Below are 26,633 nucleotides of genomic sequence, written 5' to 3'. Positions count from 1 at the left end.
CGCCGGAGACCGTGACTACCTCGCACCCCCACCACCTGTCCCCCGCTTTCCCCGGCCGCGCGCCCTGGGGGACGGCGAACAAGCTGCGGGCCTGGCAGCAGGGCGCCATCGACGCGTACGTGGCGCGCCAGCCGCGGGACTTCCTGGCGGTGGCGACACCCGGCGCCGGCAAGACCACGTTCGCGCTGTCGCTCGCGTCGTACCTGCTGCACAACCACCTGGTGCAGCAGATCACCGTCGTGGCGCCGACCGAGCATCTCAAGACGCAGTGGGCGGACGCGGCGGCGCGGATAGGGATCCGGCTGGATCCGCAGTACAGCGCGGGTCCGGTCGGGCGGGAGTTCCACGGCGTGGCCGTGACGTACGCGGGCGTCGGCGTGCGGCCGATGCTGCACCGCAACCGGTGCGAGTCGCGCAAGACGCTGGTGATCCTGGACGAGATCCACCACGCCGGCGACAGCAAGTCGTGGGGCGAGGCGTGCCTGGAGGCGTTCGAGCCGGCGACGCGGCGGCTGGCGCTGACCGGTACGCCCTTCCGGTCGGACACCAACCCGATCCCGTTCGTGGTGTACGAGGAGGGCAACGACGGCATCCGCCGCAGCTCCGCGGACTACACGTACGGCTACGGGAACGCGCTCGCCGACAACGTCGTGCGGCCGGTGATCTTCATGTCGTACAGCGGCAACATGCGCTGGCGCACCAAGGCGGGCGACGAGATCGCGGCGCGGCTGGGCGAGCCGATGACGAAGGACGCGACCGCGCAGGCGTGGCGTACCGCGCTGGCGCCGACCGGCGACTGGATGCCGAACGTGCTGCGGGCCGCCGACCAGCGGCTGACCGAGGTGCGCAAGGGCATCCCGGACGCGGGCGGCCTGGTGATCGCCACCGACCAGGACTCGGCGCGGGCGTACGCCAAGCTGCTGCGCGAGCTGACCGGCAACAAGGCGACCGTGGTGCTGTCGGACGACACGGGCGCGTCCAAGCGGATCGAGGAGTTCAGCGCGTCGGAGGACCGCTGGATGGTCGCGGTGCGGATGGTGTCGGAGGGCGTGGACGTGCCGCGGCTGGCGGTCGGGGTGTACGCCACGACGATCTCCACGCCGCTGTTCTTCGCGCAGGCGGTGGGCCGTTTCGTGCGGTCACGGCGGCGCGGCGAGACGGCGTCCGTCTTCGTCCCGACGATCCCGACGCTGCTGGAGTTCGCCGCGGAGATGGAGGTCGAGCGCGACCATGTGCTCGACAAGCCGAAGAAGGCGGGCGAGGACGACCCGTACGCCGAGGAGGACCAGCTGCTCGCGGAGGCCGAGCGGGAGCAGGACGAGGCCACCGACGACGACCAACTGCCCTTCGAGGCGCTGGAGTCCGACGCGGTCTTCGACCGGGTGCTCTACGACGGCGCCGAGTTCGGCATGCAGGCGCACCCGGGCAGCGAGGAGGAGCAGGACTACCTGGGCATTCCGGGGCTGCTGGAGCCGGACCAGGTGCAGATACTCCTGCAGCGGCGGCAGGCCCGGCAGATCGCGCACAGCCGGCGCAAGCCGGACGAGGAGGCGGATCTGCTGGAGCTGCCCGCCGAGCGCCGCCCGGTCGTCTCGCACCGGCAGCTGCTGGAGCTGCGAAAGCAGTTGAACACCCTGGTCGCCGCGTACAACCATCAGAGCGGCAAGCCGCACGGCGTGATCCACACGGAGCTGCGCCGGGTGTGCGGCGGTCCGCCGAGTGCCGAGGCGACCGCCGGTCAGCTCGGCGAACGGATCAAGAAGGTGCAGGAGTGGGCCACCCGAATGCGATGATTTCGGCTGTGTTACAGCGATATGAAAAGCAACGAGGCGTCACCACACCGCCCGGATTGTGGACGGCCTCTTCCGCTGAGCGGTACACGACCGCTACCGTGCCGATCACGCACGCGCCGTGGCAGAGCCGCCGCGGAGCGCAGCCGGTAAGCCGACATCCGGCGGCCTCTCCGCGCACCGCCGCGGGACCGGCGGTGCATCCCCCCGACAGGCGCCGCCGATTCTATGAGGGAGGGGCGTCGTGACCGCCGAGACGTCTCAGACACTGGACCGGGGCCTTCGGGTCCTGAAACTGCTCGCCGACACCGACCACGGGCTGACCGTCACCGAACTGGCGTCCAAACTCGGCGTCAACCGGACGGTCGTCTACCGGCTGCTGGCCACCCTGGAGCAGCACTCGCTGGTCCGCCGCGACCTCGGCGGCCGGGCCCGGGTGGGCCTCGGTGTGCTCGGCCTCGCCCACCAGGTGCACCCGCTGCTGCGCGAGGCGGCGCTGCCCGCGCTGCGCTCGCTGGCCGAGGACATCGGCGCGACCGCCCACCTCACCCTCGTCGACGGCAGCGAGGCGCTCGCCGTCGCCGTGGTCGAACCCACCTGGACCGACTACCACGTCGCCTACCGCACGGGCTTCCGGCACCCGCTGGACCGCGGCGCGGCCGGCCGGGCCATCCTCGCCGGGCGCGGCATGCAGCCCACCGCGGACGGCAGCCGCTGGGAGCGCTTCGCCGACAGCGTCGAGGCCGAGGGCGAGGGCGCCACGGCCGACGCCGACCCCGCGGGCGGTACGGGCGACGAGCGCGGCACCCTGGTGCGTACCGGTACCGCCACCGTCGGCACGGGCCTGGCGACCGACCGGGTCCGCTACGTCCTCACCCACGGCGAGCTGGAGGCGGGCGCGAGCGGCGCCGCGGCCCCGCTGCTGGGGGTGCCGGGCGTGGAGGGCAGCGTCGGCGTGGTGATGCTCTCCGAGGCGGTGCCCGAGCGGGTGGGACCGCGGGTGGTGGAGGCCGCGACGGAGGTCTCCGAGGCGCTGCGCTGAGGCCTGCCGCGGGGGGCGCGGGTTCGGGGCGGGCGCCCGGGTGAAATAAGGTCGGGCGCATGCCTAAGCTTTCCCGCCGCTCCACGATCCTCGCCGCGTGCTCGGCGGTCGTGGCCGCCCTGCTGGCCGTGGCCGCCCTCGCGCCGCTGCCGGTGGTCATCGCCGAGCCCGGGCTCACCGCCGACGTGCTCGGCAGCAACGCGGGCACCCCGGTCATCACGGTCAGCGGGTCCCCGGTGCGGGCCACCAGCGGGCAGCTGCGGATGGTCACCATCCAGGCGACGGGGCCGTCGGCGTCGGTGCACTTCACGGACGTGGCCAAGGCGTGGTTCGCCGACGACCAGGCCGCGATGCCGCGCGAGGCGGTCTACCCCAGCGGGAACACGACCGAGGAGATCGACAAGGTCAACCAGAAGGAGATGACGCAGTCGCAGCAGGACGCGACCGCCGCGGCCCTGAACCATCTCCACCTGTCACCCTCCACGGTGAAGGTCGAGCTGCGGCTCGCGGACGTCGGCGGCCCCAGCGCAGGACTGCTCTTCTCCCTCGGCATCATCGACAAGATCGCCGGCAACGGCCGCGGCGGCGACCTCACCGCCGGCCGTGTCATCGCCGGCACCGGCACGATCGACGCGCAGGGCAAGGTCGGCGCGGTCGGCGGTGTGCCCCTCAAGGAGCTGGCCGCCCGGCGGGACGGCGCCACCGTCTTCCTCGTCCCGCGCGCGGAGTGCTCGGACGCCAAGGCCCGGCTGCCGAAGGGCCTTCAGCTCATCCCCGTCGAGACGCTGAACGGCACCCTGTCCGCGCTGGACGCGCTCGCGGCGGGGAAGAAGACGCCCACCTGCTGAGGCGCCCGCTCAGGCGGCGTCCGCGGACACCGTGACCGTCGCGGCCTGCGGGTGCGGGGCGTCCCAGCTGCGGAAGGCGGGCAGCACCAGCGGGCTCAGCGTCGTGAGCAGGTAGGCGCCGCTGACGGCGGCGAGCGTGGCCCGCAGCCCGGCGTACTGCACCAGATACCCGGCGGCGAGCCCGCCGAGCGGCATCGCCATCAGGCACCCGGACGTGACGGCGCCGAAGACCCGGCTGCGCAGCCGCTCCGGGACGAGCCGCACCATCTCCGTACCGATGATCGGGTTGAGCACGCCCGCCGCGATCCCGCACGTCGCCGTGACGGCCATCAGCGGGGGCAGCCCCGGCACGAACGCGGCGACCGCGGTGCGCGGGAAGCCCGCGACCAGGAACGCCCCGATGAACAGCCCGCGGCGCGGCAGCCGGTGCCCGTACGCGCCGTACAGCAGCGAGCCGACGAGCGCGGCGCCGCCCGTCGCCCCGGACACCAGCCCGATCGCGTACGCGCCGCCGAGGTGCTCGCGCGCGTCGACCGGCAGCAGCACCGCCGACCACGCCTGGTCCAGCGCGTTGGTGACCATCACCATCACCACGACCGCGAACAGCAGCCGGGCGCGCACCAGATACCCGTAGCCCTCGCGCAACTGCGCCCCGTAGCCCAGCTCCGCGGGCTCCGCGTCCTTGCCGCGCGGCCTGCCGTGCGCGCGGGCACCCAGGCCGATCAGCAGCGCGGAGGCGGCGAAGGTCGCGGCGTCCACGAGCAGCACGTCGGCCGCGCCGAGCGCCGCGATGAGCCCCCCGGCGAGCGGCGCCCCGAGCATCCGCGCCCCGCGCGTGGCGCCCTCGTAGCCGCTGGACGCCCGCGCCACGGTCGTGCCCGCCAGCTCCGCGAGCCGCGGCATGAGCACCTCCCGCGCGGTCTCGCCGGGCGCGTGGAACAGCCCGGAGACGGCGACGAGCGCGAGCAGCGTCCCGTACGACAGCGCGCCCGCCATGTGCAGCACGGGGATCGCCCCGACCGCGACGGCGCACACCGCGTCGGACACCACACTGCTCACGGTCTGCCCGAGCCGGTCGATGAGCGGCCCGCCGAGCAGCGCGGCGGCCGCCACCGGCAGTGTCGAGGCGAAGGCGACGAGCCCGGCGCGAGCCGGGCTGCCGGTGGTCTGGAGCACGAACCACGGGACGGCGACGATCGTCAGCATGTTGCCGGTGACGGATATGACGTTGGCGACGAGCAGCAGGACCAGCGGTCGCCGGTCGGCACGGTCGGTGGGCACGTTTCCCCCTGGGACGTGATGCGTCTGCGGGCCGGTCCGCCGCCGGGTGGGCGGGCGGACCGCGGTTGCTCTGCGCGGCGGCTTCGTGCGGCTAGTCCGCGTGGCGCGGGAAGGCGTGCAGGTGGACGCGGATCCGGGCGGAGTCCGCGGCGTCCTCCGCGACCTGGCCGCGGTAGGAGTCGATGAGCTCGTGCAGCCGGTCGTCCAGCTCACGGGCGAGGTCCGGGGTGAGGTGCAGGGTGAAGTCGCTGACGTCGAAGGCCTCCTGCCACCGCTCGGGCCACTCCCCCATGGTGCCGAGCCAGGCGCCCAGCTCCTCGGAATGCGCGGCGGCCTGCGCGAACAGCAGCGTGTTGAGGGCCCCGCGCACCTCCGGATCCGGGTGCCGCATGAACTCCGTGACACTGTCCACCCGGCTCCCCCGGTGCGCCGCCCGCCACCACCGCTCCCGCCCCGTCCCCCGCCCGGGATCGTCCACGACGAACCCGTACGCGGCGAGCTGCCGCAGGTGGTAGCTGGTCGCCCCGCTGGACTCCCCGAGCCGCGCGGCGAGCGCGGACGCGGTGGCGGGCCCGAACTCCCGCAGCGCCCCCAGCAGCCGCACCCGCAGCGGATGCGCGAGCCCGCGCAGCGACCGCGGATCGAGCGGGGGCACGTCGTCGTGGCGCGGCGCCTCGGCCGCGGGCAGGTCGGTCACACGGACCACGCTAGGCGTGCAAAGGTTCCTTTGCAACGGATTTTGCAAAGCAACCTTTGCACGCCCGGTCCCTGCCGCTACGCCTCCCGCGCCGCCTGCTCCACCAGGGGGATGATCCGCATCGGCACCGGGTTCTCCAGGGCGATGGCCGTCGAGGCGCGGACGATGCCGTGGAAGCCGACGACGCGGTCGATCACACGCTGGAGGTCGGCGTTGGAGCGGGCGACCAGGCGGCAGAGCATGTCGCCCTCGCCGGTGGTGGTGTGCAGCTCCAGGACCTCGGGGACGGACGCGAGGTGGGCGCGGACGTCGGGGCCGAGGCCCTGGCGGATCTCCAGGGTCGCGAAGGCGGTCACCGGGTAGCCCAGCGCCGCCGGGTCGACCTGGGGGCCGAAGCCGCGGACCACGCCCTGGGAGCGGAGGCGGTCCAGGCGGGCCTGGACGGTGCCGCGGGCCACGCCGAGGCGGCGGGAGGCCTCCAGGACGCCTATCCGCGGCTCCTGGTCCAGCAGCACGATGAGCCGCCCGTCCAGCGCGTCGATCCCCATCCCCGCCCACCGGCCTTCCGCATGGTCATCCTGCACAGATTGACCCCCCGATCGTCGCTTCCGCTGGACAGCTTGTCCATGGAAATCCGGAACTGTTGCGCACCCTGAGAGCCGGGGAGACGCTGTGGGCATGACTGAGACCAAGGGCGAGACCACGGACGGGACCGGGGACGTCTTCCCCGTCAAGGGCATGGACGCGGTCGTCTTCGCGGTGGGCAACGCGAAGCAGGCCGCGCACTACTACTCCACCGCGTTCGGAATGCGCCGGGTGGCGTACTCCGGGCCCGAGAACGGCAGCCGCGAGACCGCCTCGTACGTCCTGGAGTCGGGTGGCGCGCGCTTCGTCCTCACCTCCGTCATCAAGCCCGTGACCGAGCGCGGCCGCTTCCTCGCCGAGCACGTCGCCGCCCACGGCGACGGCGTGATCGACCTCGCGATCGAGGTGCCCGACACCCGGGCCGCGTACGCGTACGCCGTCGAGCACGGCGCCACCGGCCTCGCGGAGCCGTACGAGCTCAAGGACGACCACGGCACGGTGGTGCTCGCCGAGATCGCCACGTACGGGCAGACCCGGCACACCCTCGTCGAGCGCACCGGCTACGACGGCCCCTACCTGCCCGGGTACGACACCGCCGCCCCGCTCGTCGAACCGCCCGCCCGCCGCTACTTCCAGGCCGTCGACCACTGCGTCGGCAACGTCGAACTCGGCCGCATGAACGAATGGGTGGAGTTCTACAACCGCGTCATGGGCTTCACCAACATGAAGGAATTCGTGGGCGACGACATCGCCACCGAATACTCCGCCCTCATGTCGAAGGTCGTCGCCGACGGCACGCTCAAGGTGAAATTCCCGCTCAACGAGCCCGCGGCCGGCAAGAAGAAATCCCAGATCGACGAATACCTGGAGTTCTACGGCGGCCCCGGCGTCCAGCACATCGCGCTGGCCACCAACGACATCGTCGCCTCCGTCCGCGCCATGCGCGCCGCGGGCGTCGAATTCCTCGACACCCCCGACTCCTACTACGACACCCTCGGCGAATGGGTCGGCGACACCCGCGTCCCCCTCCACGAACTGCGCGAGCTGAAGATCCTCGCCGACCGCGACGAGGACGGCTACCTGCTGCAGATCTTCACCAAGCCCGTCCAGGACCGCCCGACCGTCTTCTTCGAGATGATCGAGCGGCACGGCTCGATGGGCTTCGGCAAGGGCAACTTCAAGGCCCTCTTCGAGGCGATCGAGCGTGAGCAGGAGCGCCGCGGCAACCTGTGAGCCGTAGACCGGTGGGGTCCGCGGGCCCCACCGGTCACGCCGCCTCCGGCCGCAGCCGGCGGGAGATCGCGGCGGCCGCCAGCGCCAGGGCCGCCGCCGGGAGGAAGACCGCGGCGAAGGCCGCGGGATGAGCGGCCGTACGGGCGGCGGCGTGCGCCACCGGAGCCACCGAGCCGCCGCCGAGGGCCGCGAAGACCGAGCCCGCGGCGCCGACGAAGACCACGTTCGCGAGGGCGTCGCCGACCTGGAGGGCCGCGGAGTTCGTGCCGGTGTCCGCCGGGCGGGACACCCGCAGCATCAGCACCGTGAGCGTCGAGATCGTCATCCCCATGCCCATGCCGCCCGCGCACCACGCCACCGCCACGACCGCCGGCGGCACCGCGTGGTCCAGCGCGAGCGGCACCACCGCGATGGCGCCCGCCGTGAGCAGCATGCCCACCTGCACGAGCCGCTCGCGCACCGGCTCGAAACGCGGCCTGGCCTGGAGGTACGAGCCGAGCGCCCACGTCAGGCCGCCGCCCGCGAGGGAGAGGCCGGCGAGCGTCGGTGACAGTCCGCGCTGGGTGACGAGCATGAGCGGGATGAACGTCTCCGCCGCCGCGAAGGTGCCGGACGCGAGCCCGCGCATGAGGACGACCGTGGGCAGCCCGCGGGCCGCCCGGAAGGTGCCGCGGGGCAGCAGACGCAGGGCCGCGGGCACCAGCAGGGCCGCCCCCGCGAGCGCGGGCAGCACCGACAGCAGCCGCAGGTCCTGGCCCGCGTACTGGAGCAGCACCGCCCCGCAGGCCAGCAGCGCGGCGAGCCCGATCCGCCGCCCGTCCATCCGCGGCCGCGCCGCGGGGTCGCGCGGGGCCGCGTGCGCTGCCGTACGCCGCAGGGCCGGGAGCATCACCGCGAGCGGCAGCACGACCAGCGCCGGGATCGCCAGGAAGACCCAGCGCCAGCCCAGCTGTTCGGTCACCGTCCCGGACACCAGCGGCCCCACGATGGACGGCACGACCCAGGACGCCGAGAAGGACGCCATCACCGCGGGCCGCAGCCGCTCCGGATAGGCCAGCCCCACCACCACGTACAGCGCGACGATGACCAGCCCGCCGCCGAGCCCCTGCACCGCCCGCCCGAGCACGAACACGCCCATCGCGCTCGCCGTGCCGCTGATCACCAGCCCCGCCCCGAAGGCCGCGATCCCGGTCGCCAGCGGGGCGAGCGGGCCGCCGCGGTCGCACCACTGGCCGCTCACGACCATCGCGAACAGGGACGTCGTGAAGTAGCCGGAGAAGCCGAAGGCGTAGAGGCCGAGCCCGTGCAGATCGCGGGCCGCGACGGGCATGGCCGTGCCGACGGCGGTGGCCTCGAAGGCCACGAGCAGCACGACGGACACGACCCCGAAGGTGAGGGCGCGGTACTCGCGCCCGAGAATCCCGCCGTCGTCCGCGGCCTCCCCGGCCCCCTCACCAGGTACGACGCCCGGTTCGGCCTTCCTGTCCCCTGCAACGCTCATCGCCCCAGCGTAAGGGGCGTTCCCGCGTTTCACCCCTGCCGTGCGACGGTACTCCGCTCCCCCTTCCGCCCTACGTCCCGCGCCCTACCCGCCCCCTCCCGTGAACCCGTGTGAACGCGCCGTTGCGGTCGCATGGCACTCCCCCCTTTCCCGTTGACCCCCTCCCCCGCGGACGGCGATGCTCGTAGCGCAAGGAAAACGCAGCACGAAAGAGCACCGAGCAGCACGAAGCAACGCACGGCCGTGTGCCCGAGTGGTTCAGGGACTCGATTGCAAATCGAGTGACACCGGTTCGAATCCGGTCACGGCCTCTTTCCCGCTCCGCGCCCGATGGCGCAAAATGGACGTTTAAGCGGAATCACCCCGCACGTACCTCCCGTCTCACCTAACGTCGCTTCCGGCCCCTGCGATCGGCGCGGGCCTTGGGGGGAGCGAAAAGGTGAACGACTTCTCGGGAGTGGACCCGGACCGGGTGCGCTTACTCGCGAACCGGCTGAAGACGCTGGCGGACACCCTGGAGCGCGAGGCGCCCGGCATCCGCAAGCATTTCGACGACTGGCACGGCACGATCAGCCAGTCCCTGCTCTTCCAGCAGGTCACGCAGATGCGCAAGGACGCCGACGACATGGCCAAGCGGGCCGACCTGGCCCTGGAACTCGCGCACGGAACCCACATCGGCGACCCGTCCAGCCCGACGTACGGCTTCGTCGACGTCCCCTGGGACGTCAACGAGATCGACGTCACGCGCGAGGCCCAGCAGGAGGCGCAGCTCCTGAAGGAAGCGATGGACGACCCCGACGACCCGAAGTCGCGGAAGACCATCGCCGAGGTCGCGCAGTCGATGGCCGACCACAAGGACGACCCCGCCTACATGCAGGCGTTCATGGCGAACGGCGGCCTGGACCAGGCGGCGCGCGCCGCCCGCGTCCTGCACGGGCAGGACGGCACCACTGCGGACGAACAGGTGCTCAGCAAGCAGTCCGAGGCGATACTCGCCCAGTTCGGGCAGGGCGTCCAGGGCGCGACCACCATGGCCCAGCAGGGCAGGATCACCGTGCCGCCGGGCTGGGAGAAGTCACTCACCCAGCCCGCCGACGGCGACATGTGGTCGGTCGGCATGCTCTTCAAGTACGGCCCGCCCGGCGACAAGTGGGACGCCAAGGTCCTCTCCGACGTCGGCGGCGCGATGCTCGACTGGCGCAGCTCCCGGGACATGCGCCCCCATTACGCGGAGCCGACCACCACCTGGTCGGGCGGCTACATCGACCCCGACCAGAACGCCTGGTACGTCTCCCTCGGCCTCAACTACGGCGGCGGCAAGAACTCCGAGCAGAAGCGGATGAGCATCTCCGCGAACGACCCGTCGATCGCCCTGATGCAGCGCGTCAGCGAGAACGCCGACGCCTCCCGCGACCTGCTGACCGGCCCCAAGGGCCCCGACCACGCCAAGGTCCTGGTCAGCAACAAGTGGCACACCCCGGGCCTTGACCAGCTCAACGACGCCAAGTTCCCCGCCGCCGTCATCCGCGCCGCCACCCTCGACCGCACGCACCACCCGCAGGACTCGGTCGAGGCGACAGCGAACATCGTGAACGCCGCCGGCGCCGAATACACGCTGGAACAGCACATGAAGCCGGCGGAACGCAAGGACTACCCGCCGGGGAACACGGAGATCACGCACACGCTCTCCAGCGTCTTCCAGGCGTACGTGCCGGATTTCGCCGAATCCTGGAGAACGGACGCCCGGAAGGCCGGTCCGAACACGCAGGACGGTTCACTGGCCGTCGGCGACGCCCAGACCCGGCTGTTCCTCAGCATGATCATGCAGAACCCGAAGGAATCGGCGAACCTGCTCCAGTCCGTGGACTCGCAAATCACCCTCGCCACCATGGGCGGCCTGGACACGGACACCTTGCAGGACCTCAACCACTACGCCGCGCTGCGGGGCGAGATCTTCGGCACGAACAGCGGCAACGCGATCCACGACGCCGAACTCCTGGACTCCGAGAATTCCAGCCGGGAAATGTGGTTCAACATCTTCTCCAGCGGCGTCGCCGCTTATCCCGGCGGTCCGGCCTGGGGACAGGCCGCGATCTGGGCGGGCCTGCCCTATGCGGACACGCTGTTCTCCACCGGCAACGCCGCCCAGGCGGAGAGCGAGTACGAGAAAGGGCTGTACGAGCAGAAGGACGCGATGCGTATACCGGTCATGCAGGGAATGCTGCGCTCCGGAAAGATCCAGCCACCTGCGGGCCGCCCGGAGTGGGGCAACGGCGACATCGTCATCAAGACCAAGGACGACGCAAAGGTGTTCAACGACTGGTGGGCCGCACTCACCGCGGGGGACCACAAGGACCGCGTTCCCGTTCTCGACAAGGCGGACGCCGGAATGATGGAGTATTTCAACGAGGGCAGCGGAAGGGTCAAGTCCCCTTCCTGAGGGGCACATCACCGTAACCCATTCACCAACTCGTCGGCGACGCACGGCGTGGAAGAAAAGGCGGGACATGCGGTACCGAATGAGCCAGAGACGTTCCGCGACGGCGCTGCTGGTCCTTGCCGTCCTGGCCGGGGGCGCCGCGTGCGGGGGCGGGGACGGGTGGAAGCCGCCCGCCAAGGGGCAGGCGGCCGTGCTCTTCCGCAACGCGGGCAACGGCCTGGACCCCAGCCACGACATCAGCCCGCTCGGCGCGCTGTATCTCGCCGACGACGGCACCCTGGCCGTCTACGACGGCTTCGTCTACACCGTCTCACCCGGGCGCGAGGTCACCAAGTGGTGGCAACCGGACGTCGCGCGGGACGGTGCCGGCGGGCTGGTCGCGCTGCCGGACCACAGCGTCGCCGTAGGCGCCTACGGCCGCGTGTACCGCCGGGACGCCAAGGGCCGGACGACGCCGCTGGCCGGGGTGGTACGCAAAGGCGCGACCCGCCACCAGCCCGTACCGGCGAGCGCCGACGCGGCCGCTTACCACTTCTACGGCGTCGCCACCCCCTTCGGTATCCGCCCCGACGGCGCCCTTCTCGTCTCCGACGCCGAAGCCGTATGGGCCCTCAAGGACGGCACCCTCACCCGGCTGTACGTCTACCCCCACAACGGCACGGACAAGCCGGGCCGCCTCCCCGCCGACTACGCCATCACGTCCAACACCGTGGACGGCGCCGGGAACGCATACGTCGGCACCGGCAACGACGACGGCGGCGTGGGCGGCCCCACGCTCGACGAGATACGGGTCGTGCACCCGGACGGCACCTCCGCCCCCCTCGCCGTCCCCGCCCGGGCTCCCGGCATCGCGCCGCCGCTCAGCGGCCTCAAGGCCCTGTCCATGGCAGGCGGCGACGGCGAGAGCGTCTACGTCAACACCAGGCATGACAACGACCAGTACCTGCTCCGCATCAGCGGCGGCGGCGGCGTCACGGTGCTCGCCCACCACCTCGTCGCCGACGACAGCGAGATCGACTGCAAGAACCACCAGCCCATGCAGGCCAGGGAAATCTCCTGCGCCCTCCCGGAAACGATCACCTACCGCAACGGCAGGCTCGTCATGGGCGGGCACGTGCACTACTTCCTCGAACTCGCCGTCTGACCGCACGGCCACCGGAAAGGACACCCATGGGCGCGCCCGACGCGGACCGGCTCGACACCGCCTGCCGCCACGACATGCAGCTCATCACGACCTCCGTCGGCAAGATCCAGGGAGCCATCGGGGACGTGATCTCCCTGATGGGCCCGGACACCTGGTCCGGGACCCCCGCACAGAACTGGGAGACCGACGCCCGCGGCCGCATGGCCCAGCTCCTGCGCCTCTTCACCACCTACCCGCCCGAGCAGGACCGGCTCATCGAGAAGGCACGTCAGGACCAGGACGCGAAGGACAGCAAGCGCACCGGGACCTGACGGGGAGCGGGGGCGGATTGGCCCATGTTTTCCGGGGCCGAGTGGTCCAGTGCGGCGGGTCGCCCAGGCCGTAACGTCGGGCGTATGACGACGCACCAGACGAACACCGCGCGGACCGCCGACGCCACCGGGCACGCCGCCGTGCTGCGGGGCCTGCACCACGGGCGGGCGCAGGGGGATCCGCTGATCCTGCCCGGGCCGTGGGACGCGGCCAGCGCCCGGGTCTTCGCCGACGCGGGCTTTCCCGCGCTGGCCACGCCGAGTGCCGGGGTCGCGGCCTCGCTCGGCTACCCGGACGGGCAGGGCACCCCGGCGGCGGAGATGTTCGCGGCGATCCGGCGGATCACCCGGGCCGTGGACGTCCCCGTGAGCGCCGACATCGAGGCGGGGTACGGGCTCGGGCCCGAGGAGCTGGTGGAGCGGCTGCTGGAGGCGGGCGCCGCCGGATGCAACCTGGAGGACAGCGACCCGGAAACGGCCACGCTGGTGGACGCCGGGAGGCAGGCCGAGCGCCTGGCCGCGGTGGTCGCGGCGGCGGGCGGCGCGCTCGTCGTCAACGCGCGCGTCGACACCTACCTGCGCGGCGACCGCACCCCCCAGGCCGCGATCGACCGCGCCCTGGCGTACGCGGCCGCGGGCGCCGACTGCGTCTACCCGATCATGGCGCCCGCCACCCACCTGGGGCAGATCGCCGAGGCGGTGGGCGTCCCCGTCAACGCGATGTGCAAGCCGGGCACCCCCTCGCCCCGCGAGCTGGGCGCGCTGGGCGCCTCCCGGGTGACCTTCGGCGGCGGCCTCCAGGCGCAGGCGCTGGAGGCCGTCCGCGAGATGGCCGCGGGGCTGGTTGGCTGAACGGCCGCGGGGGGCCGGGCCGTCAGCGGACGACGGCCTGGCTCTCCCGTACCGTCACGGCCGTCGGCGTCCGCGACTCCCCGTCGGGCAGCGGCGGATCGGCCGCGGGCCCGTCCGGATTCGCGGAGGGCGTCCAGTGCACCTTCCACACCACGGACGTGGTCAGGGTGTAGCCGCCGCGCGCGGACGCCTTGCGGTAGGTGATGTTGCAGGGCGCCCCGTGGGAGTTCAGCTTGTAGCCCCCACCGGACTTCGCCAGCGTGTACGTGCAGCTCGCCGGGTCCGCGTCCCCGGTCGTCGAGACCCGCAGCGCTGACGGCTCGGCGACGACCGTCGAGGCGACGTGGATGCCGAACGCCGGATAGTCCAGGCTCGCCGTCACCGTCACCCGGTCCAGCGGCTCGGCGAACGTCACCTCCGTGGGGAGGTTGACGAGCTGGTTCTTCGGCGTCGGCCGCAGCGTGACCGGCGGGGGCGGCAGGACGGTGGCCGCGTAGGCCATTCCGGCGAGCGTCTTGGGGTCGATGGGCGAGACCTCGGGCGGCGGCGGGTTGTCCGGCGTGAACCAGGCGTAGGGGTCCAGGGCGGCGCACTGGTCGGCCTTGCTCAGGTCGGGGATCTTCAGCTCCCACCAGGCGCCCTTCTGGCCCTTGTGGAAGTCGTCCGCCCCGTACTCCTTGGCCATGCTCGCGTAGGCGTCCGCCGACGACGTGTAGTGGCTGTTGAGGAAGCCCTCGAACTCCTCCGGGGAGTACACCGGTTCGTACCAGCACGCCGGCGGCTTCCACACGGCGCCGGCGGGCGGCGTCATCGTCGAGCCCGTGCCGCGGTAGCTGTAGGAGAAGCGGACCGAGGTCTGGAGGGTGTCGCCGCCGGGCGGGGCGGAGTCCCCCGGACCGTCGTGGTGGCCGAAGGCGCCCTTGGCCGCGCTCGGCCACGCCAGGGACAGCAGGCAGGCCTGCGCCAGGGCGGCGGCCGCGAGCACGGTGCGGACGCGCGTGCGCGAGCGCGCGCGGGTGCGGGTACGGGTACGGGTACGGAAGGGGTTCGTCATCGCTGGCAGCTCTTCGCCCGGTCCTGCGACCGATAGTCCGTCATCTGCCACGTCCCGTCGGCGGACTTCTTCATCCGCGCGGTGTGCGCGGTGAAGTCGTCGAGGCTCGGCGTGGTCCTGGTGACCTTTCCGGTCTTGGTGTCCTTGTCGAACGTGTCGCGCTGGCTCTCGCAGAAGGTGACGCCCGCGGTCGTCGCGTCGGTGACGGTCACCTTGCGGTCGTAGAACAGCGTCGTGCCGGTGATCGTCGTGTGGTGGTTCTGCCCCCAGTGGAGCTGGGAGTCCCAGTAGCCCGCGGCGAGCCCGGTCACGTACGCCTTGTACGCCGGCAGCTTGGGGTCCAGCGTGGCGAGGGCCAGGTAGACCGCCTGCTGCGCGTACGCCTGGTCCCGCAGGACCGCGTCCTTGACCGCGTCCCCCGTCGGGTCCGCGTCCACGACGACCTTGACGTCCCTCGGGAAGTCGAACACCGGGCCGGGCGGGGCGGACTCGGACGCCGTCGTACTCGCGCTCGGGGCGGGGGCCGGGGTGCCGGTGCCCGATGCGTCGATCTTCTTGTCGCCGCCCCCGCCTCCGCCGCAGGCGGTGAGCAGGAGGGCCGCGGCCAGGGTGGCGGCCGCGGTGAGGTGGGACGTTCGGGGTCGCATCGTGTGGTGCCCTGTTCTCCCGGGTGGACTGCGCGTGCTCTGGTCGGCGGGAGAAACGGGCTCGGCCGTCACCTCGGCGTCATCAGGGGCACCACGGTCTCCGCAGCCCCCGTGCAGCACCGCCGGTCACCGGCAGCCACACCTGCATCCCCCTGAGCCTTACGCTAGCGGGCCGTCAGGTGTCGCGTCCACGAATACCCCGTGGCGGGTGTGTGGTCATGCCGTGGTGGGGGGCTTGACGATGGCCGCCTGGGGGCGGATCGGGAGGCGGGAGACGGGGCGTCCGGTCGCCGCGCGCACCGCCGCGGCGACGGCGGCGGGCGCGGTCACGACGGGCACCGCGCTGACCGCCTTCGCGCCGAACGGCGCGACGACGTCCCGCTCCTCGACGAGCTTGACGATGCGCACCTCGGGCGCGTCGAGGGCGGTCGGGAGGGCGTAGCCGGTGAGCGAGGGGCGTTTGACGATCCCCCGGGGCGCGCGCAGGTCCTCCATGAGGGCCAGGCCCATGCCCTGGGTGACGCCCGCCTCGATACGGGCGGCGAGCTGGCGCGGGTTGAGGACGCGGCCGACGTCCTGGGCGACGGCGAACTCGACGACACGCACCGCGCCCAGTTCGATGTCGACGTCGACGACCGCGCGCACCGCGCAGAAGGTGAGGCCGACGAAGGCGTCGCCCTGGCCGTTGTCGTCGAGCCGGTCGGTGGGGTGCGGGCGGCACTGCGCGGTGGCCCACAGCTCCTTGCCGTCGAGGGTCTCGGCGACGGTCGTGGAGAGCACCCCGTCGTACGAGGTGATCTTGCCGTCGGCGATGGTGAGCAGCTCCACGGACATGCCGAACTTCGCGGCGAGCGGCTGGAGGAGCTGGGTGCGGACCATCTTCGCGGCGCGCTCCACGGCCCCGCCCGACACCCAGGTGTGACGGCCGCGGGCGGCGGGCCCGGCGGGCGGCTGGTCGGTGTCGGCGGGCAGCACGCGGACGTCGTCGACGCCGAGCACCTCCTGCACGATCTGCCGGGCGAGGGTCGCGAAGCCCTGGCCGGTGTCGACGGCGGCGCAGATGACGGTGGCCCGGCCGTCGTGCACCCGCACGGTCGCGGTGGACACCTCGTCGGTGCCCTCGGCGCCGAGGACGTGGACCATGCCGAGCGCGTAGCCGACGCCGCGGCGCACCGCGCCGGGTTCGCCCGCGCCCGCGGTGCCGCCGGGCAGCAGCCACTGCGACTCGTCGTCGCCGTCGGGCAGCGGCGGCAGGTCGGCGTCACGGACGGCCTTGAGCAGCTCGCCGACGGGCGCCGGGCAGGTGACGGTCTGGCCGGTGGGCAGCAGGTCGCCGGTGGCCATGACGTTGCGCATGCGGATCTCGGCGGGCTCCAGGCCGAGTTTCGCGGCGAGCTTGTCCATCTGGCCCTCGTAGGCCGTGCAGACCTGGAGCGCGCCCTCGCCCCGGACGTGGCCCGAGGGCGGGTTGTTGGTGCGCACCGCCCAGCCCTCGACGAAGACGTGCGGGACGACGTACGGCCCGGCGGCGAAGGCGACGGCGGCGGCGAGGGCGTCCGAGGACGCGTCGGCGTACGCGCCGGCGTCCAGCAGGATCTGCGCCTCGACCTTGACCAGGCGGCCCTCGGAGTCGGCGTGGTGGCGGTAGCGCAGCAGGGTGGGGTGCCGGTGGGCGTGGCCGAGGAAGGACTCCTCGCGGGTCGCGACGAACTTCACCGGGCAGCCGGTCCGCAGCGCCAGCAGGCCCAGCGGCAGCTGGATGCCGGAGTCCTCGCGGTCGCCCATCGCGCCGGGCACACCGGTGACGACGACCTTGACGTGGTCGGCCTCCAGGCCGAAGCAGGCGGCGGCGATGTCGCGGTCGGCGTGCGGGTCGGTGGAGGCGACGTACAGCTCCACGCCGCCGTCCGGGCGCGGCACGGCCAGACCCGCCTCGGCGCCGATCGGCGCGGGGTCCTGGCGGCCGACCCGGTACAGGCCCTCGACGATGACCTCGCCGACGGCCTCCGGGTCGCCGAAGCGCAGCGGGATGTGCCGGATCAGGTTGCCGTCGGGGTGCAGCGGCTCGGCGGCGAAGGCCTTCTCCGGGTCGGTGACCGGCTCCAGCACCTCGTACTCGACGAGGATCGCGGCGGCGGCGAGCCGCGCGGTGTCGGGGTGGTCGGCGGCGACGGCGGCGATCGGCTCGCCGTGGTGGCGGACCATGTCGGTGGCGAAGACCGGCCGGTCGGCGACCCGGCGGCCGTGCATCGCGTCGCCGGGCACGTCCTCGTGCGTGATGACGGCGCGCACGCCGGGCATCGCGGCGGCCTCGGCGGTGTCGATCCGGACGATCCGCGCGTGCGGGTGCGGCGAGCGCAGCACCGCGGCCCACAGCAGCCCCTCGGCCCACAGGTCGGCGGCGTACGGGTAGGTGCCCTGCGTCTTGGCGGGCGCGTCGGTGGACGGCAGCGACGTGCCGATGCCGTGCGGGCTGCCGCCCGCGGGCGCCGGCGCCGTCTCCGTGGCGGGACCCGGCCCCTCGATGACGCTCATCGCGCGCCTCCCGTCGTGTGCGGTGCCGTACGCGGCCGTACGGGCGAGGACTCGGCGTGGGCGGCGGGGAGGCGGCGCGCGGTCATACGGCGTTCTCCGGGGATGCGGGTCCGGGCTGGGCGGGGATACGGGCGGCGGGCGGCGGTTCGTCCGCCTCCTGGGCGGTACGGCCGTCCCGGGCGGCGACGACCTGGCGTACGGCGTCCACCACACCGCGGTAGCCGGAGCACCGGCACAGGTTGCCGGAGAGGGCCTGCCGGGTCTCCAGGTCGGTGGGGCGGTGGTTGCCCTCCAGCAGGTCGTGCATCGTCATCGCCATGCCGGGGATGCAGAAGCCGCACTGGACGGCGCCGCAGTCGGCGAGCGCCTGCTGGATGTCGCAGGGGCGGCCGTCCACGGACAGGCCCTCCACGGTGCGTACTTCGGAGCCCGCGGCGGTCGCGGCGGGCACCAGGCAGGAGGCCACCAGCCGGCCGTCGACCTGCACCGAGCAGGCACCGCACTCGCCCTGCTCGCAGCCGTCCTTGGCGCCCGCCAGGCCCAGCCGCTCGCGCAGCACGTACAGCAGCGACTCGCCGAGCCACGCGTCGGTGACCGGGCGTTCGGCGCCGTTGACCCGCAGGACGTAGGAGGCGACGGGGTGTTCGCTGCGGGTCGGCTCGGGCGCCTCCTCCGCGGGCTCGGGCTCGGCCCCTTCCGCGGGCTCCGCGTCGTCGTCCGCGCCGACGGCCTCGGCCTGCGGCAGCGGCTGCGGCTCGGCCCCGGGCACGTACTCGGGCCCGGCGTCCTCGGCGGCGTCCTCCTGCGGGGCCGCGGCACCGTCCTGCGCGGGCCCCGACTCCCCCCGCGGGTAACCCGAGGCGTCCTCCGGCGCGGCGGCCGGCTCACGGGCGGGGTAGACGCCGCCGCCCTCCGGCGCGGTGCCCACCTCCCGCGGCGCGTACCCGGCGGTGCTCTCCGGCTCGTGCGGCGGGTATCCGGCGGGCTCCCCCGGCGCGTGCCCGGCGCCGTCCTCCACCCCGTACCCGGCGGCGCTCTCCGGCTCGTGCGGCGGGTATCCGGCGGGCTCCCCCGGCGCGTGCCCGGCGCCGTCCTCCGCCCCGTACCCGGGGGCGCTCTCCGGCGCGGCGTAGTCGCCCGGGTAGGGCTCCGCCGGGGCGTCGGGGCCCGGCGGCGCGTCCGGCACCTCGTCGACCGCGGCGGGCCACCCCGTCTCGGCGGGCGGCTGCCAGGGCGCCGCGCCCGGTGCGGTGAAGGCCGACCACGAGGTCTCCCGGGGCGCGGCCGCCTCCGGCTCCTGGGGCGGCGCGGACCAGCCCGCGGTCTCCCCCGCGGCGGCCTCCGCCTCGGCGCGGGCCTGCGCCTGCGCGGCCTGCGCGGCGGCGGCGCCCTGCCCGAACATCCCGGCGGGGAAGGACTGCGTGGTGGTGGGGGCGGGCGAGGGCGCCTGGTCCCAGGGCGAGGTGAAGGCGCCCACCGAGTACTCGCCGGAGTCGCCCTCGGGCTCGTCCCGGATCACCGGGATCGTCCAGCTGGTGGCGGGGTCCTGCTCGCCCACCGGGCCGTGCGCGCTGAGCGGGTCCTCGCCGGGGCGCGGCTCGGGCGGCAGCTGCGCGGCGAAGGAGACGTGCATGGTCTGGTCGGGGTCGTAGTCCCCGCCGCCCGGAACGGGCTGCCAGGCCCCGGAGTTGCCGGCGCCGCCCGGCGTCTGCGGCTGGTCGGTCATGCCAGGGCCCTCCCGAGCGCTCGGCGGGACAGTGCGGCCACGGTACGGCGCAACTGGACGGCCGCCGGAGGCAGGTCCACGCCGGGCTGGTCGGGGATGCACGCGGCGGCCACGTACTCCCCGAAGGCGGTGCAGGCCTCCGGGGCGAGGCTGCGTTCGCCGTCCCAGTCGATGAGCCCGGCGACCCACTGCTCGGCCTCCAGCGGGCGCAGCGGCACCTGCGCGACCGCGCCGACCGCGCAGCGCACCTGGCGTCTGGCCGGGTCGACGACGAGCGCGACCGACGCGACGGCCCGGCCGGGGCCGGTGCGGCCGGTGGCTTTCAGGAACGTCTGCGGGGCGTGCAGCAGCGGGATGCGCACGAAGGCGACCAGTTCGCCGGGCCGCAGCGGGTCCATGCCGGTCAGCAGGTGGCTGACCGGGATCTCCCGGTCCGACTCCGGCCCGGCCAGCACGACGCTCGCCTCCAGCGCGGCCAGCACCGGCAGCGCGTCACCGGTCGGCGCGGCCGAGACGATGTTGCCGCCGAGCGTGCCCGCGTTGCGGATCTGCGGCGGCCCCGCGGAGCGCGCGGCGGCGGCGAGCGCGGGGATGAGCGCGGCGAAGTCGGGGCGGCCCATGCGCGCGTGGGTCAGTCCCGCGCCCAGCAGCGCGGCCCCGTCGGCGTACTGCCAGCCGCGGATCTCGGCGATCCGGCCCAGGCCCACGAGTGCCGCCGGGCGCAGCAGCCCGGAGTTCACCGCCGCCATCAGGTCGGTGCCGCCCGCGACCGGCACGGCGGTGGGCATGGCGGCGAGCGCCGCCACCGCCTCGTCGAGCGAGGACGGCAGTGTGACGATCTCCGCCGCCGCCTGCTGTGCATACGCGCTCACGCAGCTGCCCCTTCCCGGCCTTCCTCGGTCACGCGGTAGCCGTACCGTACGTGCTGACAGCCCGGACGTGGCAACTCTGGCACATCTTCCCCAGGGGCCGTCGCGCAGGTCCACGACGTACCGATCCGTCCGCCACGCCGGTGATCGTACGTCTCCCGGGGAAATCGGCACAGTGCCATGTTTGGCGTCCTTCGCGAATTTGCGCCGGATTACGCGTCCACCGTGCCAGGTCCCGCCGTACGGGGCACGGAAGTTCACGGATTTCCCGCGCCCGCCGTACGGCCGGGTCACACGATCGGGGGCGGCCCGTCCTTCGGGCGCCCGACGACGCCGGGACGGCGCTGCCAGGGCCGCGGACCGGACGGCGGCCGGTACTCGACACCGAGGGCGTCCAGCCGCGCGTAGTGCGTACGCATCCGCGCCTCGAAACCCGCCCAGTCGCGCTCCGGCGGCGCGGGGAGCTCGGACCAGGCGACCTCCGCGAAGGCCGACAGCCGCGGGTAGACGGCATAGTCCACCGCGCGGCCCGAGTCCAGCACCTCCGTCCAGACGTTGGCCTGCGTACCGATCACATGCGCCGCCTCCGCCGCGGTCAGCTCCGCCGGGACGGGCTCGAACCGGTAGACGTCCTCCAGCGTCCGCACATGCGCGATCGGCACCGGCTCGTCCGGGCCGTCCGCCTGCCGCCAGTCCAGGTACACCTCCGTCTGCGGGCACATCACCACGTCGTGCCCGGCCCGCACCGCCGCGATCCCGCCCGCGTAGCCCTGCCACGACGACACGGCCGCGCCCTCCGCGAGGCCGCCCTCCAGGATCTCGTCCCACCCGATGAGCCGCCGCCCGCGCTCCGCCAGCCACCGGTCGAAGTGCCGGACGAACGCGCTCTGCAGCCCGTCCTCGTCCCCGACGCCCAGCTCCGCGATGCGCGCCTGCGCCACCGGCGACCGCCGCCACTGCTCCTTCGGGCACTCGTCACCGCCGACGTGCACGAACGTGCTCGGGAAGATCTCCAGCAGCTCCCCGAACACGTCCTCGTAGAACCGCAGTACGGTCTCGGTCGGCGCCAGCACGTTGGGGTTGACGCCCCAGCGGTCCAGCACGCCCAGCGCCGCGGTGTCCACCACGTCGGTGTTGCCCAGCTCCGGATACGCGGCGATCGCCGCCTGCGAATGCCCGGGTACGTCGATCTCCGGCACCACCGTGATGTGCCGCTCCGCCGCGTACGCGACGATCTCCCGCAGGTCGTCCTGCGTGTAGAAGCCGCCGTGCGGGCGCTCGTCCCACACCGGCGAGGGCTCCAGCCCCACCCTCGTGCGCTCCCGCCACGCACCGACCTCCGTCAGCCGCGGGTGGCCGCGCACCTCCATCCGCCAGCCCTGGTCGTCGGTCAGGTGCAGATGCAGGACGTTCAGCTTGTGGACCGCCATCAGGTCCAGATGCCGCAGGACGCCGTCCTTCGGCATGAAGTGCCGCGCCACGTCCAGCAGGAAGCCGCGCCACGCGAAGCGCGGACGGTCCGCGATCTCGCACACCGGCAGGGTCCAGGCGGCGCGGTTCGGCAGCGGGGCCCGGCGGAACGCGGCGGGGCCCAGCAGTTGGCGCACCGTCTGCGCCGCCCAGAACACGCCCGCCGCGTCGCCGCCCCTGAGCTCCACCCGCTCCGGGGTGACCGTCAGCCGGTACGACTCGGCGCCGAGCCCCTCCTCGAGCCCGAGGCTCACGGTGCCGCCCCCGGCGCCGTCCTGGGCGCCGAACTCCACGCCGGTGGCCGCGCCCAGCACTCCGCGCAGCCACCGCGCGGTGCGCTCCGCGCCGGGTCCCACCTCCAGCCGTACGGCGTCCCCCAGCGCGAAGCGCCCTTCCCCTTGCCGCACCGTCTGCGGCGCCGGAATCAATTCCACGCCGCACATCCTGCCGCGCGGGGGGCTGGGGGGTGCGCTCCGGGGTGGCTTGTCGCGGTGCGCTGCGCGGCCTTGCGGTGGGTGGGGGTTGCTCGCGCAGTTCTCCCCCAGAGCTTCGCCTGGGAGGTGCCCCCACGCGCTCCTTTGCGCGGCGCGACCGGTGGGGGGACAGCACCCGTTTTCCAGGGGCGCGGGGAACTGCGCGACCAGCCCACCACCGGCGGACGGTCGCGACGGCTACCGCACGTGGCAGCCCGGGGCGCAAAGCTCCCCCCGCAGGGGGGAGGTCAGATGGAGCGGCGGGAGTGGAAGGTGACCGTGCCGGCGACGGCCCAGGTGGCCGCCAGCCAGCCGGCATGCGCAAGCGCGAGGTCACGCCACGTGGCCCGCGTCGCGGACGCGGCAAGCGCCCCGGCGAGCCCCGCACCGAGCAGCACCGCGGGCATGACGATCTGGAGGCGGCCGAACCAGGAGAAGAGGAAGGTGCGGCGGGTGAAGTCGGGGCCGTACCACCAGTGGACGCCGACGAGGGCGAGGACGACGCCCGCGGCGCCCGCGGCGGTGACGGGCAGGGCCGCCCACAGCGGCCACAGCTCGCGCCGCCAGGCGCGGTCGGCGACGAGTCCGGTGGTGAGGAGGGGGGCGACGGGGATGACCGCCCCGACGTGCGCGGCGCGCAGCCGCCGGAGCCGGTCGTCGGTGGCCAGCTCGGTGCGGACGGTCGCGCGGATGCCGCGCATCCGCGCGACCGCTCCGGTGCCGGTCCGCCGGCTGTGCAGGCGGACGAGGACGACGAGCAGCAGCGCGGTCACGAGGAGTACCGCCCCGGCGGCGACGAACTGCCAGTCGTCGCCGGTTTCGATGCGGTAGAGCTGGATGGCCCACAGGACGGCGACGGCGACCCCGCCGGTGAGGATCCCGGCGCGGGGGGCCTGGAGCTGTCCGGGGTCGGCGCCGAGCAGCAGGGAGCGTTCGACGGCGGCGCGGTGCTCCGCCCGCAGCCGGCGGGGGATGCGGCCGAGGATGCCGCGTCCGGCGCTGAGCGAGCGGGCGAGGGCGACCTGGGCCTCGGCCTCGCGGGGGGCCAGCTCGACGGCTCTGCGGGCGGCGGCGACCGCGTCGGGGACGCGGCCGAGCCGCCGGTAGACGTCGGAGAGCAGCACGGCGGGTTCCCAGCCGTCCGGGTCCGCCCCGCCGGCGCGCAGCGCGACGATCAGCGCGTCGTGGACCTCGTCGAGTGAGAGAAGGACCACACCGGCGAGCACGAAGACGTCGGCCGCCTCGGCGGGCCCGGCCAGGGCCAGCGCCCAGTCGACGGCCTCGCGGGCCTCGGCAGGGCGCCGCTCCTGGGCGAGGACCCAGGCGCGCAGCAGGTAGCCGGCGCTGCCGTTGCGCTCCACGAAGGCGTCGCCGACCACGGCGTGCGCCTCCGCGAAGCGCCCTTGGGCGACGAGCGCGTGGACGCGCTCGCCGCTGGTGGAGTCGTCGTCGGGCGCGTCCGGCGTACCGAACACGCCCCCGTCACCCTCGTCTTCCACGGGCCTCCCCTGTCCGCCGGAAGGGCGTCAGGCGTTGCCGCCGCTGCCCTTGCCGGACTTGTCCTTGCCCCCGCCGCCGAGCGGCATGCCCTCGTAGATCTCCTTGCACATCGGGCAGACGGGGTACTTCTTCGGGTCGCGTCCGGGGACCCAGACCTTGCCGCACAGGGCGACGACGGGCGTGCCTTCCAGCGCGCTCGCCATGATCTTGTCCTTCTGGACGTAGTGCGCATAGCGCTCGTGGTCGCCGTCACCGTGGGAGAGCTGCGGAGTCGGCTCGACCAGGGTGCCGGTGCCCGCCCCGCGCTCGGGCTCAAGAGTGCTCATAAGAGACAAGACTAGTTGAGGGAGGGATCGTCGGGATACGTGGCCACCATGGCCAGCTCGTTCCGCTGTCGGCGCAGCACGGAGCGCCACAACCGCTCCGGGTCGGGCGCGGACACGTCACCCGGCTCGGACTCGACGACGTACCACGCCCCGTCGACCAGCTCGCGTTCCAGCTGTCCGGGTCCCCAGCCGGAGTAGCCGGCGAAGATGCGCAGGGAGCCCAGCTCGGCGGCGAGCAGCTCGGGCGGGGCCTCCAGGTCGACCAGGCCGATCGCGCCGTGCACGCGCCGCCAGCCGAGCAGCTCGACCGCTTCGCCGGGGCGCGGCTCGCCGGGTACGACGGCCAGGCCGAGGGCGGAGTCCAGCGAGACCGGGCCGCCCTGGAAGACGACCTGCGGGAGCACCGCGAGGGCCGCCCAGGGCTGGAGGACGTCGCCGACGCCGACCGGGGTGGGACGGTTCAGGACCACGCCGAGGGACCCCTCGGCGTCGTGGTCGAGGAGCAGCACGACCGCCCGGTCGAAGTTGGGGTCGGCCAGCTTCGGGGTGGCGACGAGCAGCCGTCCGGTGAGCGAGGACACCTCGGTCATGGTCCACATGATCCCGCATGCGGGCCGCGCTGGGGAGTCGTCGCCGGGACCGGTGACCAGCGCCTGGGCGCGCCCGCCGGTGGTACGCGCGGGCGTACGGCGGCGTCCGGCGGGCATACGGCGGGCATACGGCGGCGGGGGCGCCGGTAGGCCGCAGGCGGTACCCCCGCGGCAGGGCAACAGGAGGGGCGCGCGGGGCGCATTACCATTTCCCCTGTTCCTCTTGTTCTGCTGTTCCACGGCTCCACGGCTCCACCCCGTTCCGAACCGTTCCGACGATCGCGAGATCCATGACCGACATCGCCGATGTACTGCTTGTCCATGGCGGAACCCCTCTCGAAGGCGAGATCCGGGTCAGAGGCGCGAAGAACCTCGTGCCGAAGGCCATGGTCGCCGCCCTCCTCGGCAGTGAACCCAGCCGGCTGCGCAACGTGCCGGAGATCCGCGACGTCAAGGTGGTGCGCGGGCTGCTCCAGCTGCACGGCGTGACGGTCGAGGCGGGCGACGAGCCGGGTGAGCTGGTGCTCGACCCGACCCGGGTGGAGAGCGCCAACGTCGCGGACATCGACGCGCACGCGGGCTCCTCGCGCATCCCGATCCTCTTCTGCGGCCCGCTGCTGCACCGCCTCGGCCACGCCTTCATCCCGGGCCTGGGCGGCTGCGACATCGGCGGCCGGCCGATCGACTTCCACTTCGACGTGCTGCGGCAGTTCGGCGCGCGCATCGAGAAGCGGGCCGACGGCCAGTACCTGGAGGCCCCGCAGCGGCTGCGCGGCTGCAAGATCCGGCTGCCGTACCCGTCGGTGGGCTCCACCGAGCAGGTGCTGCTGACGGCGGTGCTGGCCGAGGGCGTGACGGAGCTGTCCAACGCCGCGGTCGAACCGGAGATCGAGGACCTGATCTGCGTCCTGCAGAAAATGGGCGCGATCATTTCCATGGACACCGACCGCACGATCCGCATCACCGGTGTGGACAAGCTCGGCGGCTACACCCACCGGGCGATCCCGGACCGGCTGGAGGCGGCGTCCTGGGCGAGCGCGGCGCTCGCCACCGAGGGCAACATCTACGTGCGCGGCGCGCAGCAGCGCTCGATGATGACCTTCCTCAACACCTTCCGCCGGGTCGGCGGCGCCTTCGCGATCGACGACGAGGGCATCAGGTTCTGGCACCCGGGCGGCCCGCTGGACGCCATCGCGCTGGAGACCGACGTCCACCCCGGCTTCCAGACCGACTGGCAGCAGCCGCTGGTCGTCGCACTGACGCAGGCCTCGGGCCTGTCGATCGTGCACGAGACGGTGTACGAGTCCCGGCTCGGCTTCACCGAGGCGCTCAACCAGATGGGCGCGCACATCCAGCTCTACCGCGAGTGCCTGGGCGGCAGCGCGTGCCGTTTCGGGCAGCGCAACTTCCTGCACTCGGCGGTGGTGTCCGGGCCGACCAAGCTGCAGGGCGCCGACCTGGTCATCCCCGACCTGCGCGGCGGCTTCTCGTACCTCATCGCTGCGCTGGCCGCGCAGGGCACCTCACGGGTGCACGGCATCGGCCTGATCAACCGCGGCTACGAGAACTTCCTGGCCAAGCTGCAGGGTCTGGGCGCGCACATCGAACTGCCCGGCGTGCCCGCCCCGGCCTCCGGGGAGTCTCCGGCGGTCGCGGTCGCCTGAGTCGGCGTCCGGTCGTGCGCGAGGGCGGCCTCCCCGGTGCCGGGGAGGCCGCCCT

General features: G+C 73.6%; 22 protein-coding genes and 1 tRNA gene. 10 read left to right on the top strand and 13 right to left on the bottom strand.

All coding sequences use genetic code 11. The annotated features are described in order from the left end of the window. Positions 1 to 11: 11 nt before the first annotated feature. From ACH4PY_RS14670 to ACH4PY_RS14660, 3 genes are all read left to right on the top strand, one after another. A complete protein-coding gene (locus ACH4PY_RS14670; RefSeq protein ID WP_398181085.1) occupies positions 12 to 1,793 on the top strand; it encodes a DEAD/DEAH box helicase in 1,782 nt (593 codons plus the stop codon). Between the two features lie 241 nt (positions 1,794 to 2,034). Then, positions 2,035 to 2,832 carry an IclR family transcriptional regulator gene (locus ACH4PY_RS14665; protein WP_398181083.1) on the top strand — a complete coding sequence of 266 codons (798 nt, stop codon included), beginning with the start codon at positions 2,035 to 2,037 and terminating at the stop codon, positions 2,830 to 2,832. A gap of 59 nt (positions 2,833 to 2,891) precedes the next feature. Continuing rightward, complete coding sequence (locus ACH4PY_RS14660; protein WP_398181080.1) at positions 2,892 to 3,680, top strand: S16 family serine protease; 789 nt, start codon at positions 2,892 to 2,894, stop codon at positions 3,678 to 3,680. A gap of 9 nt (positions 3,681 to 3,689) precedes the next feature. Here the strand turns inward: ACH4PY_RS14660 and ACH4PY_RS14655 are convergent, their stop codons facing one another. The 3 genes from ACH4PY_RS14655 to ACH4PY_RS14645 form a co-directional block, all read right to left on the bottom strand. Next, positions 3,690 to 4,961 (bottom strand): MFS transporter, encoded by a 1,272-nt coding sequence (locus tag ACH4PY_RS14655; RefSeq protein WP_398181078.1) that lies wholly within the window; start codon positions 4,959 to 4,961, stop codon positions 3,690 to 3,692. 91 nt (positions 4,962 to 5,052) lie between these two features. Continuing rightward, a complete protein-coding gene (locus ACH4PY_RS14650) occupies positions 5,053 to 5,667 on the bottom strand; it encodes an ArsR/SmtB family transcription factor (RefSeq protein WP_398181075.1) in 615 nt (204 codons plus the stop codon). Positions 5,668 to 5,735: 68 nt separating this feature from the next. Then, positions 5,736 to 6,206, bottom strand: a complete 471-nt coding sequence (locus ACH4PY_RS14645; protein ID WP_398181073.1) for an Lrp/AsnC family transcriptional regulator — start codon at positions 6,204 to 6,206, stop codon at positions 5,736 to 5,738. A gap of 130 nt (positions 6,207 to 6,336) precedes the next feature. Here ACH4PY_RS14645 and hppD point away from each other — a divergent pair, with 130 nt between their 5' ends. Next, a complete protein-coding gene (hppD, locus tag ACH4PY_RS14640) occupies positions 6,337 to 7,476 on the top strand; it encodes a 4-hydroxyphenylpyruvate dioxygenase (RefSeq protein ID WP_398181070.1) in 1,140 nt (379 codons plus the stop codon). Between the two features lie 34 nt (positions 7,477 to 7,510). Here the strand turns inward: hppD and ACH4PY_RS14635 are convergent, their stop codons facing one another. Beyond that, positions 7,511 to 8,977 carry an MFS transporter gene (locus tag ACH4PY_RS14635; protein ID WP_398181067.1) on the bottom strand — a complete coding sequence of 489 codons (1,467 nt, stop codon included), beginning with the start codon at positions 8,975 to 8,977 and terminating at the stop codon, positions 7,511 to 7,513. A gap of 239 nt (positions 8,978 to 9,216) precedes the next feature. On the opposite strand from ACH4PY_RS14635, the gene ACH4PY_RS14630 reads away from it, so the two are divergent. The 5 genes from ACH4PY_RS14630 (at position 9,217) to ACH4PY_RS14610 (ending at position 13,724) form a co-directional block, all read left to right on the top strand. Further along, a tRNA-Cys gene (locus ACH4PY_RS14630) sits at positions 9,217 to 9,288 on the top strand. A 128-nt stretch (positions 9,289 to 9,416) separates the two neighbouring features. Beyond that, a complete protein-coding gene (locus tag ACH4PY_RS14625; RefSeq protein ID WP_398181065.1) occupies positions 9,417 to 11,417 on the top strand; it encodes a hypothetical protein in 2,001 nt (666 codons plus the stop codon). A gap of 79 nt (positions 11,418 to 11,496) precedes the next feature. Continuing rightward, positions 11,497 to 12,561, top strand: coding sequence for a hypothetical protein (locus ACH4PY_RS14620; protein ID WP_398181062.1), 1,065 nt, complete (start codon positions 11,497 to 11,499; stop codon positions 12,559 to 12,561). 26 nt (positions 12,562 to 12,587) lie between these two features. Further along, entirely contained in the window at positions 12,588 to 12,872 is a 285-nt protein-coding gene (locus ACH4PY_RS14615) for a hypothetical protein (protein WP_398181059.1), read from the top strand. 84 nt (positions 12,873 to 12,956) lie between these two features. Then, positions 12,957 to 13,724, top strand: a complete 768-nt coding sequence (locus tag ACH4PY_RS14610) for an isocitrate lyase/phosphoenolpyruvate mutase family protein (RefSeq protein WP_398181056.1) — start codon at positions 12,957 to 12,959, stop codon at positions 13,722 to 13,724. A gap of 22 nt (positions 13,725 to 13,746) precedes the next feature. On the opposite strand, the gene ACH4PY_RS14605 is transcribed toward ACH4PY_RS14610, so the two are convergent. From ACH4PY_RS14605 to ACH4PY_RS14565, 9 genes are all read right to left on the bottom strand, one after another. Beyond that, positions 13,747 to 14,778: a hypothetical protein gene (locus ACH4PY_RS14605; RefSeq protein WP_398181053.1), complete on the bottom strand. Its 1,032-nt coding sequence runs from the start codon at positions 14,776 to 14,778 to the stop codon at positions 13,747 to 13,749. Then, entirely contained in the window at positions 14,775 to 15,425 is a 651-nt protein-coding gene (locus tag ACH4PY_RS14600) for a hypothetical protein (RefSeq protein WP_398181050.1), read from the bottom strand. Before ACH4PY_RS14600 ends, ACH4PY_RS14605 begins: the two co-directional genes overlap by 4 nt. A gap of 216 nt (positions 15,426 to 15,641) precedes the next feature. Then, positions 15,642 to 17,960 carry a xanthine dehydrogenase family protein molybdopterin-binding subunit gene (locus ACH4PY_RS14595; protein ID WP_398181047.1) on the bottom strand — a complete coding sequence of 773 codons (2,319 nt, stop codon included), beginning with the start codon at positions 17,958 to 17,960 and terminating at the stop codon, positions 15,642 to 15,644. Between the two features lie 82 nt (positions 17,961 to 18,042). Continuing rightward, on the bottom strand, positions 18,043 to 19,686 hold the full coding sequence (locus ACH4PY_RS14590) for a 2Fe-2S iron-sulfur cluster-binding protein (RefSeq protein WP_398181044.1): 1,644 nt from the start codon (positions 19,684 to 19,686) through the stop codon (positions 18,043 to 18,045). After that, positions 19,683 to 20,558, bottom strand: a complete 876-nt coding sequence (locus ACH4PY_RS14585; protein ID WP_398181042.1) for an FAD binding domain-containing protein — start codon at positions 20,556 to 20,558, stop codon at positions 19,683 to 19,685. Before ACH4PY_RS14585 ends, ACH4PY_RS14590 begins: the two co-directional genes overlap by 4 nt. 287 nt (positions 20,559 to 20,845) lie before the next feature. Continuing rightward, positions 20,846 to 22,468 carry a beta-N-acetylhexosaminidase gene (locus ACH4PY_RS14580; RefSeq protein ID WP_398181039.1) on the bottom strand — a complete coding sequence of 541 codons (1,623 nt, stop codon included), beginning with the start codon at positions 22,466 to 22,468 and terminating at the stop codon, positions 20,846 to 20,848. Between the two features lie 278 nt (positions 22,469 to 22,746). Continuing rightward, on the bottom strand, positions 22,747 to 23,997 hold the full coding sequence (locus tag ACH4PY_RS14575; RefSeq protein WP_398181036.1) for a tetratricopeptide repeat protein: 1,251 nt from the start codon (positions 23,995 to 23,997) through the stop codon (positions 22,747 to 22,749). 27 nt (positions 23,998 to 24,024) lie between these two features. Then, the gene (locus ACH4PY_RS14570) at positions 24,025 to 24,324 is read right to left on the bottom strand and encodes a DUF3039 domain-containing protein (protein ID WP_398181034.1); all 300 of its coding nucleotides are present in this window, start codon (positions 24,322 to 24,324) and stop codon (positions 24,025 to 24,027) included. 11 nt (positions 24,325 to 24,335) lie between these two features. Continuing rightward, positions 24,336 to 24,914, bottom strand: coding sequence for a YqgE/AlgH family protein (locus ACH4PY_RS14565; protein ID WP_398182100.1), 579 nt, complete (start codon positions 24,912 to 24,914; stop codon positions 24,336 to 24,338). A gap of 290 nt (positions 24,915 to 25,204) precedes the next feature. Here ACH4PY_RS14565 and murA point away from each other — a divergent pair, with 290 nt between their 5' ends. Then, positions 25,205 to 26,578, top strand: coding sequence for a UDP-N-acetylglucosamine 1-carboxyvinyltransferase (murA, locus tag ACH4PY_RS14560; protein ID WP_398181032.1), 1,374 nt, complete (start codon positions 25,205 to 25,207; stop codon positions 26,576 to 26,578). Positions 26,579 to 26,633: the final 55 nt, after the last annotated feature.

It is taken from the genome of Streptomyces sp. NPDC021224 (assembly GCF_044332905.1).
Taxonomy (GTDB): Bacteria; Actinomycetota; Actinomycetes; order Streptomycetales; family Streptomycetaceae; genus Actinacidiphila.
The sequence above is the reverse complement of the archived record's forward strand: the minus strand, read 5'-3'. Positions and strand labels throughout refer to the sequence as shown.